Origin of the sequence: Micromonospora sp. NBC_00858 (genome assembly GCF_045207365.1) — a bacterium.
Taxonomy (GTDB): Bacteria; Actinomycetota; Actinomycetes; order Mycobacteriales; family Micromonosporaceae; genus Micromonospora.
The window spans coordinates 2721232-2734032 of record NZ_CP108828.1; the positions used below are offsets into that span (position 1 = coordinate 2721232).

The 12801-nt window shown below is 70.1% G+C and carries 19 protein-coding genes; 7 read left to right on the forward strand and 12 right to left on the reverse strand.

Going from position 1 to position 12801, the window contains the following annotated elements:
• Positions 1–27 precede the first annotated feature (27 nt).
• Positions 28–555: a GNAT family N-acetyltransferase gene (locus OG990_RS12810; protein ID WP_406080602.1), complete on the reverse strand. Its 528-nt coding sequence runs from the start codon at positions 553–555 to the stop codon at positions 28–30.
• A gap of 118 nt (positions 556–673) precedes the next feature.
• Positions 674–1396, reverse strand: a complete 723-nt coding sequence (locus tag OG990_RS12815) for a VOC family protein (RefSeq protein ID WP_406080603.1) — start codon at positions 1394–1396, stop codon at positions 674–676.
• Between the two features lie 238 nt (positions 1397–1634).
• Here OG990_RS12815 and OG990_RS12820 point away from each other — a divergent pair, with 238 nt between their 5' ends.
• Genes OG990_RS12820 through OG990_RS12830 form a run of 3 tightly spaced genes read left to right on the forward strand, consistent with a single transcriptional unit; the run spans position 1635 to position 3106 of the window.
• Entirely contained in the window at positions 1635–1976 is a 342-nt protein-coding gene (locus OG990_RS12820) for a metalloregulator ArsR/SmtB family transcription factor (protein ID WP_168509396.1), read from the forward strand.
• Positions 1977–1979: 3 nt separating this feature from the next.
• Positions 1980–2486, forward strand: coding sequence for an SRPBCC family protein (locus OG990_RS12825; RefSeq protein WP_328417189.1), 507 nt, complete (start codon positions 1980–1982; stop codon positions 2484–2486).
• Positions 2486–3106 (forward strand): dihydrofolate reductase family protein, encoded by a 621-nt coding sequence (locus tag OG990_RS12830; RefSeq protein WP_406080606.1) that lies wholly within the window; start codon positions 2486–2488, stop codon positions 3104–3106. Before OG990_RS12825 ends, OG990_RS12830 begins: the two co-directional genes overlap by 1 nt.
• A 55-nt stretch (positions 3107–3161) precedes the next feature.
• Here OG990_RS12830 and OG990_RS12835 read toward each other — a convergent pair whose 3' ends face one another.
• Entirely contained in the window at positions 3162–3353 is a 192-nt protein-coding gene (locus OG990_RS12835; RefSeq protein ID WP_328417193.1) for a DUF1737 domain-containing protein, read from the reverse strand.
• 60 nt (positions 3354–3413) lie between these two features.
• Complete coding sequence (locus OG990_RS12840) at positions 3414–3791, reverse strand: VOC family protein (RefSeq protein WP_355607603.1); 378 nt, start codon at positions 3789–3791, stop codon at positions 3414–3416.
• A 162-nt stretch (positions 3792–3953) separates the two neighbouring features.
• Here OG990_RS12840 and OG990_RS12845 point away from each other — a divergent pair, with 162 nt between their 5' ends.
• Together OG990_RS12845 and OG990_RS12850 are read left to right on the forward strand one after the other, a co-directional pair.
• The gene (locus OG990_RS12845; RefSeq protein WP_406080608.1) at positions 3954–4544 is read left to right on the forward strand and encodes a carboxymuconolactone decarboxylase family protein; all 591 of its coding nucleotides are present in this window, start codon (positions 3954–3956) and stop codon (positions 4542–4544) included.
• 105 nt (positions 4545–4649) lie between these two features.
• Positions 4650–5294, forward strand: coding sequence for a hypothetical protein (locus OG990_RS12850; RefSeq protein WP_406080609.1), 645 nt, complete (start codon positions 4650–4652; stop codon positions 5292–5294).
• Positions 5295–5326: 32 nt separating this feature from the next.
• On the opposite strand, the gene OG990_RS12855 is transcribed toward OG990_RS12850, so the two are convergent.
• The 5 genes from OG990_RS12855 to OG990_RS12875 all read right to left on the reverse strand — a co-directional run bounded on the left by OG990_RS12855 (position 5327) and on the right by OG990_RS12875 (position 8750).
• Positions 5327–5620, reverse strand: coding sequence for a DUF6510 family protein (locus OG990_RS12855; RefSeq protein WP_328417201.1), 294 nt, complete (start codon positions 5618–5620; stop codon positions 5327–5329).
• 32 nt (positions 5621–5652) lie between these two features.
• Positions 5653–6417, reverse strand: coding sequence for a ferredoxin reductase (locus OG990_RS12860; protein ID WP_355607898.1), 765 nt, complete (start codon positions 6415–6417; stop codon positions 5653–5655).
• Positions 6418–6424: 7 nt separating this feature from the next.
• Positions 6425–7024, reverse strand: coding sequence for a sulfite oxidase-like oxidoreductase (locus OG990_RS12865; protein WP_328417203.1), 600 nt, complete (start codon positions 7022–7024; stop codon positions 6425–6427).
• 76 nt (positions 7025–7100) lie between these two features.
• Entirely contained in the window at positions 7101–8123 is a 1023-nt protein-coding gene (locus tag OG990_RS12870) for a TerC/Alx family metal homeostasis membrane protein (protein ID WP_355607594.1), read from the reverse strand.
• A 216-nt stretch (positions 8124–8339) separates the two neighbouring features.
• A complete protein-coding gene (locus OG990_RS12875; protein WP_328417207.1) occupies positions 8340–8750 on the reverse strand; it encodes a DUF2267 domain-containing protein in 411 nt (136 codons plus the stop codon).
• A gap of 161 nt (positions 8751–8911) precedes the next feature.
• Here OG990_RS12875 and OG990_RS12880 point away from each other — a divergent pair, with 161 nt between their 5' ends.
• Positions 8912–9184 (forward strand): DUF2795 domain-containing protein, encoded by a 273-nt coding sequence (locus OG990_RS12880; RefSeq protein ID WP_355607589.1) that lies wholly within the window; start codon positions 8912–8914, stop codon positions 9182–9184.
• Positions 9185–9226: 42 nt separating this feature from the next.
• On the forward strand, positions 9227–9895 hold the full coding sequence (locus OG990_RS12885) for a DUF1345 domain-containing protein (protein WP_328417211.1): 669 nt from the start codon (positions 9227–9229) through the stop codon (positions 9893–9895).
• A gap of 262 nt (positions 9896–10157) precedes the next feature.
• Here the strand turns inward: OG990_RS12885 and OG990_RS12890 are convergent, their stop codons facing one another.
• The 3 genes from OG990_RS12890 to OG990_RS12900 all read right to left on the reverse strand — a co-directional run bounded on the left by OG990_RS12890 (position 10158) and on the right by OG990_RS12900 (position 12651).
• On the reverse strand, positions 10158–10829 hold the full coding sequence (locus OG990_RS12890; RefSeq protein WP_386991012.1) for a hypothetical protein: 672 nt from the start codon (positions 10827–10829) through the stop codon (positions 10158–10160).
• Positions 10830–10932: 103 nt separating this feature from the next.
• Positions 10933–11904, reverse strand: coding sequence for a pirin family protein (locus tag OG990_RS12895; RefSeq protein ID WP_406080612.1), 972 nt, complete (start codon positions 11902–11904; stop codon positions 10933–10935).
• A gap of 189 nt (positions 11905–12093) precedes the next feature.
• Positions 12094–12651 carry a hypothetical protein gene (locus OG990_RS12900; RefSeq protein WP_406080613.1) on the reverse strand — a complete coding sequence of 186 codons (558 nt, stop codon included), beginning with the start codon at positions 12649–12651 and terminating at the stop codon, positions 12094–12096.
• Positions 12652–12801: the final 150 nt, after the last annotated feature.

Sequence of the window (12801 nt, forward strand, 5' to 3'; positions counted from 1 at the left end):
CGGCTGTGGAGCGGGACCGGCGGCCGTTCAGGTCGCCGTCGGCGCCGTGATCGCCCACCGCTCGTGGTCGCGCCACGCGCCGTCGATGAACAGGTAGTCCGGGGAGAAGCCCTCCAACCGGAAGCCCAGCTTCTGTGCGACCCGCCGGGACGGCTCGTTGCCGGGCTGGATGTTCGCCTCCAGCCGGTGCAGCCCGAGCGCGCCGAACGCGTGGTCGATGACCAGGGCGATGCCCGCCGAGGCGTGCCCGGTGCCGCTGTACGGCTGGAACGCCGCGTACCCCAGGTAGCCCCCGCGCAGCGCGCCCAGCACGATCCCGCTGATGTTCACGTAGCCGGCGATCTCGCCGCTGGCCCGGTCACAGACCAGGTAGCCGGAGCTGTCCCGACGCCGGATCCGACTCAGGTACCGGTCGTACTCCTCCGGGCTCTCCGGCGCGGCCAGCCACGGGTGGTGCAGCTCCCGGCTGCGCCGGGCAGCGGCGACGAACTCGTCGGAGTCGGTCGGTCGGGGTCGGCGGATCGCGGCGGGACCCCCGGTACGCAGGTATCTCACGGCCGACCACTCTGACCGACCAACCCGCACCCTGTCCAACCGCACACGCCCGCGCCGCCCGTGCCCCTGCCCGTGCCCGCCGCAAGGTCATGCTCGATGGCCGGGTGCGGCAACCTCGCTACCGGGGCGTCAACAGACCGAACTCGCCACCGTCGGGGTCGGCCATCGCCAGCCGGCTGGCGCCACCTTGGTCGGCGTCGATCCGCATCGCCCCGAGAGAGAGCAGACGTTCGACCTCCACCTGCCGATCACCGTCGAGAGGTGGAGCGAGGTCGTAGCGCACCCGATCCCGGCCTCCGTTCGGCATGAACGGTGGCCCACCCCACGTGATCTTCGGGCCGCCGCGCGGCGACTGGATCGCGGTCTCCTGGTCCTGATCCCAGACCAGCGGCCACCCCAGCGCCTCGCTCCAGAAGTACCCGACCTCCTGCGAACCGTCGCAGGACAGCGCACCGATGAACCCGCAGTCGGCCAGGAACTTGTTGCCCGGCTCGATGACGCAGAACTCGTTGCCCTCCGGGTCGGCGAGCACCACGTGCTCCTCCTCCGGGAGCTGGCCGATGTCGATGTGCCGTCCGCCGAGTTCCAGTGCCCTGGCCACCGTCTGCTGCTGCTCATCCAGGGAGCCGCTCGTCAGCTCGAAGTGCATTCGGTTCTGGACGACCTTCGGCTCCTGGCTCGGAACAAAGCGGATCCGGAAATCGGTGTCAGCACTGGGCAGGAGCATGACGCCGTCGTGCGGATCATCGACCATCTCCCGACCCAGGACCCCGGACCAGAACTGCGCGAGACGCAGTGGTTGGCTCGCATCGAAGCTGACCGCGAACAGTTGAGAAGTCATCGCTCTGCTCATCTCCGATCCACTGACTGACCGACGTCGAGAGGGAGCCCTGTCAGCCCTTGGAGCGGAAGCCTAGGGGTGAGCCGGGTCGCCCGCACCCGAGTATTCGGCAGTAGCCAGGGCATCCGCGATGAGCGTGTTTCCGCAGCCGCTGGCAAGGGTCACGATCGTCATCTGACAAGACCCGCCTGATTCCTCCTGGCTTGACGCATGCCGATATGGGTATACGATGGCGTCCATGGCACGAGCAGCGACGACGTCGGACGTCTTCAACGCGATCGCCGAGCCGCAGCGCCGGGAGATCCTGTTGCTGCTACGAGCGGGTGAGCGGCCGGTGACCGAGTTGGCCCAGGAGCTGGGGATGACCCAGCCGGGGGCGTCCAAGCACCTGCGGGTGCTCCGGGAGGTCGGGCTGGTGCGGGACCGCAAGGCGGGCAAGCAGCGCCTGTACGGCCTTGACGCCCGCGGGCTGCGACCGGTCCACGAGTGGACCGGCGGGTTCGAGCGGTTCTGGAACGAGAGCTTCGACCGGTTGGACGCGTACGTGCAGGACCTGAAGCAGGCAAGGCAGGAGGAGTAGCTGATGAGCGAGATGGGACGAGGAGCGCCAGCGCAGTCCGCGACGGCTGACCGGGAGATCGTGATCTCCCGGGTCATCGACGCCCCACGGGAGCTGGTGTTCGAGGCGTTCACCGAGGTGCGGCACCTGTCGCGGTGGTGGGGTCCGGAGGGGTTCACCACGACCACGCGGTCGTTCGAGTTCCGCGAGGGCGGAGTCTGGGACTTCGTGATGCACGGGCCGGACGGGACGGACTACCAGGAGTGGATCTCCTGGACCGAGATCGTCCCGCCGGAGGGGATCGCGCTGCTGCACGGTGAGTCCCGCGGCGACCCGAACGCCTTCGAGTCGGTCCTCACGTTCGCGCCCGACGGGGCGGCGACCCGGATCGAGATGCGCACGGTGTTCCCCACGAAGGAGCTGCGCGACGAGGCGGTCGAGAAGTACCACGCGATCGAGGGCGGCCAGCAGACCCTGAGCAACCTGGCTGCCTACGTCACCGAGAACGTTCGGAAGGGAGCTGAGGGCTGATGGCCGGGAAGGTGTTCTTCAGCGTGTCGATGTCGCTGGACGGTTTCATCGCGCCCGAGTCCCTCGGGGACTTGATGGGGCAGCAGTGGATGGAACTGCAGGCGTGGATCTTCCCGCAGCGGTTCCTCCGGGAGAACCTGAAGCTTGGCGAGGGCGGCGAGGAAGGGCGCGACAACGACATCGTGCGGGCGACGTTCGAGCGCACCGGCGCGAGCGTGATGGGCAAGCGCATGTTCGACGCCGGCGAGCAGGCGTGGCCGGAGGAGGCACCGTTCCACACGCCGGTTTTCGTCGTGACGCACGAGAAGCGTGACCCCTGGGAGCGGCCGGGTGGGACCACCTTCCACTTCGTCAACGATGGCATCGAGCCCGCGCTCGACCAGGCCCGCGAGGCCGCCGGCGACCGCGACGTCCGCATCGCCGGCGGCGCCGAGACGATCCTGGAGTACGTGAATGCCGGCCTGATCGACGAGTTCTCGATCGCGCTGTCGCCCGTGCTGTTCGGCTCCGGAATCCGCCTGTTCGAGGGCGTGGACGCGGCCCGCGTGGCCCTGGAGCCGGTCCGCGCGGAGCCCTCCCCGAGGGTGACGCACCTGACCTACGCCGTCCGGGAGCGGTAACTGTCTCGACCTCAGCGCTCCCCCACCGAGGTCAGCAGCGCGGTGAGATCCTCGACTATTCCTCGCCGACGGAGCGCGACAGCACCAACGCTTGAGCGGCGATGACGCGTTCACCGTTGAAGGTCAGCGCCGGAGACCCGTACAGCTGATAGCCCTGGTCGAGAAGGCCGCTGACGCGGGCGCAGAATTCAGCATCATCGGGTCCGGTGATGAGGCGGTAGCCGAGCGGCCCAGAGAGATCTGACACCGACGCATTGTGCCCGACCGGCTTTGCCTGAGCCCAGTCGCGGCTATCGCTCCGTGAGCGTCAGACGTCGGCTTCGAGGGCGAAGGTATTGCCGTCCGGGTCCTGGAACCACGCGATACGTCCACCACCGGCCCGAGCGGTGATCCCCTTGGCGTCGTGTTCGAACTGGTCGTAGCGGGTGAACTCGACGCCGGACGCGACAAGCTCGTCAACGATCTGGTCGAGGTCGTCGACGTACCACGTCGCCAGCGTCGCCGGGGTCTTCCCCGCAGTGACCGACTGGTACACATTCAGCGCCGGCCCGCCACCAGAACCATAGATGCGGCTGCCGTCGGCGATGGCGGCGCTGGGACCGGACCGCAGCACGGGCAGGCCCAGTTTGCCTTCGTAGAACGCGATCGCCTGCTGTATGTCGGACACGGCGATCGACGTTCTCACGTGATAGCTGCTCAATGGCATGAACCACTGTCTCACGTGGGCAGCGGGCCGGTTGAGCGATCCAAGCGGCGGCGGCCTCCACCGGACTGACCTCGCGTGTGCTGTCACAGCTCCACCCCGGCCGGTGTCTCCATGCCGAGACCCACCCGACGAGGAGGAGACATGACCAGCAACACCCGGATTCCCCAGGCCGAGATCACCGGCCTCTACGGCGCCGTCCTGAAAAGATTCAGCAGGAAGAAGTTCGGCGAGGTGCCGGAGGCGCTCGGCGTGCTGTGGCACCACCCGCAGGTGCTCAAGTTCGGCTTCAGCCTCAGCCAGAAGGCCGCAAAGTGGAACGAGTGCGACAAGGATCTGAAGTCCTACGCCCACATGGCGGTGGCTTCCCTGATCGGCTGCTCGTTCTGCCTCGACCTGGGGTACTTCATGGCGCACAACGAAGGGCTCGACGCGGCCAAGGCCCGCGAGGTGCCGCGCTGGCGGGAGTCCGACGTCTTCACGCCACGGGAGCGCGACGTCCTGGAGTACGCCGAGGCGATGTCGCAGACCCCACCGACCGTCACCGACGAACTCTCCGCTCGGCTGCTCAAGCAGCTCGGGGTGCCGGCGTTGGTCGAACTCACCGCCTGGATCGCGCTGGCGAACCAGGCCGCGCGTACGAACGTCGCCCTCGGCATCGAGGCCGCGGGTTTCGCGACCTCGTGCGGCCTGGCACCCCTGACACAGCCGGGCGGCGCCGCGTCGCGGGCATGATCGACGGTCCGTCGACTTCGCCCCGCGGACACACGTTCGCGGTCGCCTGACACCGGGCGCTGTCGGTGGCCGGGTCGGATCCGTTGCGGATGCGAGGATCGACCGGTGGATGACGAATTGTTGGCCGCGATGGCGCGGGTTCAGGACGCGTTCGTCCGGTACCCGCGCCGGAGGGTGCTGGACGGCTGCCCGCATTGCCGGGGCTCGGTGCTCGTCGACGATCACGACTTGTTCGCACTGACCATCAGCCTCGGCAATACGGTCGGCAGCCGCGACGACGTGAAGAGTCTGCTGCCGGTGCTGCTGGAGCGTCTGGTCATGTCAGGGGAGCTCGACCCGCACATCGTTTTCGGCAAGTTCTCCCACGAGGAGTGGCGTACCTGGCCACAGGTCGAGCAGGAAGCCGTCGACGGGTACCTCGACGCGGTGTGGCGGTCGGTGCTGGCAGGCCACCCGTCCCGGTTCGAGTCGTTTCTCGACGCGGTGACCTTCCTCGATGCGACCCTTCTCATCGGCGAGAGCACCGACCGGTTCCTTCACATCTGGGACGTCACGCTCACCGCATCGGCAGACCGTCACCTCGCCGAGACGGTGAACGGACTCAACTTCGCGGCCCAGAAGCCGAGCGCTCTTGGCGACTGGCTACGTCGCGACGCGACCCGCGACCGGCTGCACCGTGCGTTCGAGCGTGACCACAATTCGGCCTGGGCGGATGATCTCGCGCGGGCTTACGATCGCCTCCGCGTCTGAAGGGGCCGCGCTCGGTGAAGGCCCGCCTCGCGTCAGAGCGGGCCGGGGAACGTCTGCTCCATCGGCATCGGCACCTGGAGGAAGGTGGTGCCGCGCAGGTCCAGCCACGCCCGGTCGGGCCCGCGGACCAGCCGCAGCATCACCTCCTCGCAGGACGGGCAGCGTGCGACCAGGCCCGGGGCGTGCGAGAAGACGTGCAGGCTGGCCATCGAGCCGGTCATCCCGCAGTTATCGCAGCGACCCGTCGCGGTGCTCAGGTCGACGGCGAACAGCTCGCGCAGCGGGCCGTCGAGCATGTTGCCGTCCAGGTACGACATCTCGGTCATCGGGTCTCCTCGGCGTTGGGTGGGCGACGGGCTCAGCCGGTGGGGCCGAAGCGTTCGGTCTTCACCCGCCGCGACGGGTGGCCCAGCCCCACCAGCAGGTCGGCCACGGCCTCCACGAACCCGGTCGGACCGCACACGTAGGTGAGCGGTTCCAGGTCCGGCGGCCAGCCGTGGGTGTTCACGTCGGCCAGGCCGATCCGGTGCGGCTCGCCGCGCCAGCCCTCGGGCGCCTCGCGGGTGTACACGTACGCCACGTCCAGCCCGAAGTCGTCGCGGACCCGGCGGCGCAACTCGTCGGCGTAGATCACGTCGTCTGGCGTCCGCACCGAGTAGACCAGCCGGAACGGCACCCGGCTGCCGGTCTCCCGGCGCGCCCGGATCATCGCCATCAGCGGCACGATGCCGGAACCGCCGGCGACCAACTGCACCGGTGCGGTCTCCTCCGGCCGCCAGATGAACCAGCCGCCGAGCGGTCCGCGCACCTCCACCGGGTCGCCGGGACCAAAGACGTCGATCAGGTACGGCGACACCTCTCCGTCGTGCACCCGCTGCACGGTCACCTCGATGCGCGGGCCGCCGGGACCGTCCACCACCGGCCCGGCGATCGAGTACGACCGGGCCGCCTGGTAGCCGTCCGGCGCGGTCAGCCGCACGTCGACGTGCTGCCCGGGCAGGTGCCCCGACCACTCCGGCACCTCCAGCACCAGGGTCTGGGCGCTCGGCGTCTCGACCCGGCGCTCCACCAGCCGGCCCACCTGCCAACGGATCGGCGCGCGCGCCGGGGTGCCGGTCGCCACGGCGCGCTCAGTCACCCTGGTACCTCTGTTCGCGCCACGGGTCGCCGTAGTCGTGGTACCCGGCGGTTTCCCAGAACCCCGGCTCGTCCATCGTCTTGAGCCGGATGCCGCGCACCCACTTGGCGGACTTCCAGAAGTACAGGTGCGGCACCAGCAGCCGCGCCGGCCCACCGTGCTCGGCGGGCAGCGGCGCTCCGTCGAAGGTGTGCGCCACCCACGCCCGGCCGCCGCGCAGGTCGTCCAGCGGCAGGTTGGTGCTGTACCCGCCGTAGGAGTGCGCGAGTGCGAAGTGCGCGCCGGTGTCGACGCCGTCCAGCAGCACGTCCAGCGAGACGCCCTGCCAGGTGGTGCCGAGCTTGGACCAGTGGGTGACGCAGTGGATGTCGACCATCGGCGTCTCCTGCGGCAGCGCCATCAGCTCCTGCCACGACCACCGGTACTCGGTGCCGTTCTCCGCGGCGATGACGAACTCCCAGGTGTCCAGCGACACCCGGGGCGTCGGGCCGGCCGACAGCACCGGGAAGTCCTCGGTCAGGTACTGCCCAGGAGGCAGGGCCGGCTCCTGTGAGCGGGGCCGGCCCTGGAAGCCCGGTGACACGATTCCCATTGCACAGTCGTACCACCCGCGTCGGCCGGGGCGGGAGCTTTCCCGCGTACCCCCTCATCGCCCCGGCGCGGCGTGGTCAGTGCCGCTCCGCAACCACCTCGCGGTCCTCGGGCTGTCCACCCCGAGTGGCGCGCAGGCTGGTCATCGTGACCACCACCAACACGCCGATGATCACAACGAGCGAGGCCAGGGTGGGGATCTGCGGAACGCTGTCCCAGATGCCGTGCGCCCAGTGCAGACCCAGCTTGAGACCAATGAACGCCAGGATGATGGCCAGGCCGTAGCTGAGGTGCACCAGGCGGCTGAGCGCCGCGTGCAGGACGAAGTAGAGGGCACGCAGGCCGAGCAGGGCGAACGCGTTGGTGGCGAAGACGAGGTACGGGTCCTCGGTGATGCCGTAGACCGCAGGCACCGAGTCGACGGCGAAGACCACGTCGGTGGCGAGCACCGCGACCACCACCAGGGCGAACGGGGTGAGCGCCCGCTTCGCGCCCTGCCGGACGGTCATCCGGGTGCCGTGGTACTCGTCGACCACCGGCATGAACCTGCGGAGCAGCTTCACGGCACGCATGTTGTTGATGTCGACTTCCTGCTGATGCCCGGAGAGGGCATCGCGGAGCAGCTTCACCGCGGTGGCGATGAGGATGATCGCGAAGAGCAGGAAGGCGAAGTCGAGGGTCTGCAACGCGGCCGCGCCGAGGGCGATGAAGACGGCCCGCAGCACCAGCGCACCGGCGATGCCGTAGAGGAGCACTCGCTGGGCGAGCACAGCCGGCACCGCGAACGCGGCCAGCAGCAGCATGAAGACGAAGAGGTTGTCGACGGAGAGCGACTTCTCCACCAGGTAGCCGGTCAGGTACTGCACGCCCAGCTCGGAGCTGTAGCGGGCCCAGATCCAGCCACCGAACGCCAGCGGCAGGGCTATGTAGAACGCTGACCAGCCGATTGCCTCCCGCATGGAGACCTCGTGCGGGCGGCGGGTCACCAGGAAGTCCAGCACCAGCAGCAGGAGCACGCCGGCGATGGTCACCACCCACAGAGTGGGCGTGCCGATCGTCGTCAGCTCACTCGCGGCAGACAGATACGACACTTCGGTCATGGGGCCTCCTCGAACACCGTGTCATGTTCGAGGTCTCCTTCACCCACCGACAGGTGGACAACCACCCGAGGCGCGCCGGGCGCGCCGTACTGACCGGAATGGTTCGTGGGAAGTACTCCCCTCGCACGACAAGGTTAGGCCAGGCTCAATCCCCATGCCAAACCGGACATAGGTGGTTGCCCTGGCCAACCGCTGTGCACTTCCGGAGAGCCACCGTCAGCCGCGACGCAGGGTCGCGCCCGGGGCCATCGCCTGCTCGACCAGGTCCCGGTAGTCGCGCGGCAGTTGGGTCGCTACGTCGTCGAACTCCCCGCCGCTGATCGCCTCGCGCAGAGTCGTGAAGACCGCCCGGACCGCGTCGCGGGCGGCAGGCTCGTCCACACCGGCGCGCAGCGCGACCCGAGCGGCGAACTCGGCCGCCCCGAACCGGTCCGCCTGCTCGGTGCGCGGGCTCGGTTTCAGCACCAACTGCAACGGCTTGGGCAGTTGGACAGCCAGGTCCAACACCTCGCCACCGGTCAACCGCTCCGCGAGCGTCTCCAGCACGGCCCGGGTCAGCTCGACCGACCGCTCGGACGGTGCCCTGGTCCGCTGGGAAACCTGGTCGATGAAGGTGTCGTAGTTCATCGCGTACTCCCTCGGGTCGGGCTCGCGCCGGCGCCTGCGGGTACCCGCGGCGACGAGGCGGAAACGGCACCGATTCCTCCGCCGAACCGGGCGTGACCCGGCAGCGGGCGGGTAACCGCCGCCGGTCGTGACCACATCAATGCCCCGAGGGAGCTCCTGCCATGGCGAGCTACACCGAGGTCCTGCAGTACCTGTCGAGCCTGGACTACCCGGCCGAGAAGGCCGACGTGGTCCGCGAGGCCGAGCGGGAAGGGGCCCCGCCGGACGTGCTGAAGGCGCTGCGCGCCCTGCCGCCGGTGGACTACGCCAACGGCACCGAGGTGGCCCGGTCGGCAGGCATCGAGGCGGCCCCCGAGGTGGGCCCCGCCCAGCGGGCCGCGCAGGCCCGGGACAACAAGCCCAACCGGGTCTCGCAGCACCTGCGCGGCATCTGACCCGGCGGTGGCGGCCCCAACTCTGCCGCGCGGGCGGCGCGGATGACCAACACGGGTCCGCTGTCCCGACCACCGGACGGGCACACCCCGGCCGCGTTCCAGCTCGTCCTGGTGGGGGTGGTCGGCGCCGTCGCCGGTGGTGTCTTCGCCGTGGTGGTGTCGCCACCGCTCGCCCCGCTGGTCGGCTGGGACGCGGCGGCGCTGAGCTGGCTGGGGTTGGTCTGGCGCAGGCTCTGGCCGCTGGACGCCACCCGGACCTCCCGAGTCGCTTCGTACGCGGACTCCAACCGGGCCACCCGTGACGTGGTGCTCCTGATCGCCTGCACGGCGAGCCTGCTGGCGGTGGGGCTGGTGCTGGCCAGCGCGCACTCCGCGCCACCCGGGCCGGTCCGCGAACTGTACGGCGGGATGGGCGTGCTCAGCGTGCTGCTCTCCTGGCTGGTGGTGCACACCGTGTTCGCCGCCCGGTACGCCCGGATCTACTACACCGGCCCGGACGGCGGGGTGAACTTCAATCAGTCCGAGCCGCCCCGGTACTCCGACTTCGCGTACATGGCGTTCACCATCGGGACGACGTTCCAGGTCTCCGACACCAACCTGACCAGCAACGAGATGCGCCGCACGGCGCTACGGCACTCGCTGCTGGCGTACCTGTTCGGCGCGTTCATCATCGCCGTGACGGTGAACCTGCTGGCCGGTCTCGCCAAGTGAAAGTGAGTGCCCGCCCGACCTGACCCCGGATGCGACACGGGCGGTGGGCTGGAGCGCCGGGACAGGCGGGCGCCCCGGGGTCACGAACCGCGACCGGGGGCGCCACGCAAACCTGCCCAGGCGGTGAACCGCTCCCGAACCGGGTGCGATCACCAGGCGGTGGATGCCCACTCGAACCGAGCGGCCAGCACTGCCGGGTCCAACCATACGACAGAACATCCTCCGTACGGTCAGATTTTGGCTAACTGTGGGCCAGCGCACGTCATGGCCGTCCGGTCACCTCCGCGTACCGGTGCTCCAGGTCGACCCGGGCAAGTGCCCCCACCAGCCAGGCCAGCCGCTCCGACTCCCCACCGCCGGCCAACCCGGCCAGGTCGTCCGCGGACCGGCCCAGCCCGAGGCGGCGGGCCGCGGTCAACGCCCGCCGATCGGCCACCGGGGCCACCTCCCGCCACAGCGCCTGCGCCTCGCGCAGGAACAGGTCAACCACCTGGTCGTCCACCCCCGGCAGCTCGGCGAGCAGCGCCCGCTCCCGTGCCGGGTCGTGGTGCGCCATCGCGCGCAACCGCCGCAGGTCACCCCGGTACCGCTCGACGACCGTGCGAGCCAGGTCGCCCAGCACGTCGGCCAGCGCGTCCACGTCGCCGCGCTGGCCGCTGTCGCGCAGCACCCGCACCCGGTCCTGGTGCAGGGAACGGGCCAGCCGGGCGGCGCTGTCCCACCCCTCGTCGCGCAGTGCCCGCGCGCCGTCCAACGCCCGGCGGAAGTCGCCTCGGCGGGCCAGCAGCACCGAGAGGTAGAGCACCTGGAACAGGCTCGCCGGGTTGTTGGTGACCCGGAAGCCGTACTGCTCGGCGAAGCCCCGTCCGCTGCCGGCGAGCCGGCGGGCCAAGCGCTTCCGGTCCTCCATGGGAGTGATCAAACTGGTCGCCATGTCGGCGACTACCCGCGCCGCCGTCGGTCACACGCCGGCTGCCCGACCCACCACCTGGCCGCCCACTGACAGCCGGTGCTTCCGGCCGGGCCGGAGCGTGGCGTCAGCCGTGCAGACCGCCCGTGCGGTCGCGGGCCTTCAGCCGGGTGGTGGGCAGGGCGGGCGCCGGCAACGGCGGCGCGGGATCATCGGCGACCACGCCGAAGCGGCGCCCGGCCATCCAGTCCTCCCGGGCAGCCACGACCTCCTCGTGCGAGCGGCCGACGAAGTTCCACCACATCACCAGCGGCTCGTCGAACGGCGTCCCGCCCAGCAACAGCAACCGGGCGCCGGCCCCGCCCCGCACGGTCAACTCGCGGCGACCCGAACCCAGGTACAGCAACGCCCCCGGTTCGAACCCGACCCCGCCCGCCTCGGCAGAACCGTTCATCGCCAGCAGGGCGTACTCGAAGTCGGGCCGCAACGGCAGGGTGGTCGGGGCCGGCCCGCTCAGCTCCAGTTGCACACCGACCAGTGGCGTGTGCACCACCGCCGGGGACCGCTCACCGGCGAACTCGCCGACCAGCAGGGTGACGTCCAGCTCGCCCTCGCGCCAGCGCGGCAGGTCGGCGTGGTGGGCGAAGTCCGCCGCGCCGGCCCGCGCCGGGTCCGGCAACGCCACCCAGAGCTGTACGCCGTGCATCACCGGCGGATGCGTGGCCGGCGACCGCTCGGAGTGGGCGATCCCGTGCCCGGAGGTCATCACGTTCAGCTGACCGGGCCGGATCGGCTGGACGTTGCCGAGGCTGTCCCGGTGCAGAATCTCGCCGTCCAGCAGCCAGGTCACCGTCTGCAGGCCGGTGTGCGGGTGCGGCGGCACCTCCATGCCGGGCCGCTCCGCCACGTCGTCCGGGCCGAAGTGGTCCACGAAGCACCACGCGCCGACCATCCGGCGCGGGCGCTGCGGCAGCAGTCGCCGGACGGTCGTGTACCGGCCCAGCGGCACGTCGTGGCCGGGAAGCAGCACGCTGCTGGGATCGACGGCGGCCACGCCGGGCGGGCGGGTCTCCGCCAGCATTGATTCAGTACGCTCCACCGCCCGACTGTACGCTCGCGCCCACCCGCGCCAACGGCGCTTCCCACCCGCGGTCGCAGTGCGGTCGGGTGCACCCCACCCACTCCCCTTCCGGCGCGCGTGGTCGCCGACCAGAGATGGCGAAACGCCGCTGGCCGGCACCCCGGGTTGGGGGTGCCGGCCAGCGGTTCGTTCATGCTGTGCGGTGGGTCAGCTGTTCCAGTACTGGCCGACCAGGTCGGTGGCCTGCTTCTCCCACTGGGCGTAGGCGTCCGGGTAGGCCGACACCTGCACGGTCTGCGCGGCGTCGGTCAGCGGCATGTCCTGCCACCCGTCAACCTGCTTCAAACCCTTGAGGAACGCGGTGGTCGAGTACTCAGGATCGGTGATCTGCTCCGGCGTACCCCAACCCGAGCTCGGCCGCTGCTGGAACAGGCCCAGCGAGTCGTGGTCGTTCATGTCGCCGAGGTGGCCGAGGTTCTCCAGCTTCGACTCCTGCAGACTCGTCGCGATCGAGATGACCGCGGCCCGCTCCGGCAGACCAGCCTTCTTCGTCGCCGCGATGATCGCCTTCACGTTGGCGGTCTGCTCACCGTTCAAATCGATGCGCGACTGCTCACCCTGCGGCGAGACCGACTGCACCGCCACGGCGACGGGCTTGCCGTCGACGGGGGTGGCGGCGTGGGCGGCGATCGGACCGGCGAACACACCACCGGCGAAGGCCAGACCAGCAACAGACAGCACACTCTTACGCATGATCGTGTTCATGGGGGTAGCTCCTTCACGGGGGTAAACACCCAACCGACCGGGGGATCGGCGTTACCGGGTGCGAGCACCTCGTCCGGCGCTAACAAACAACAAGGGGAAAGTCTTTTCGGCGGCCTACGGGCGGGGGCTCGTGGCGCCGGGTCCATGTGT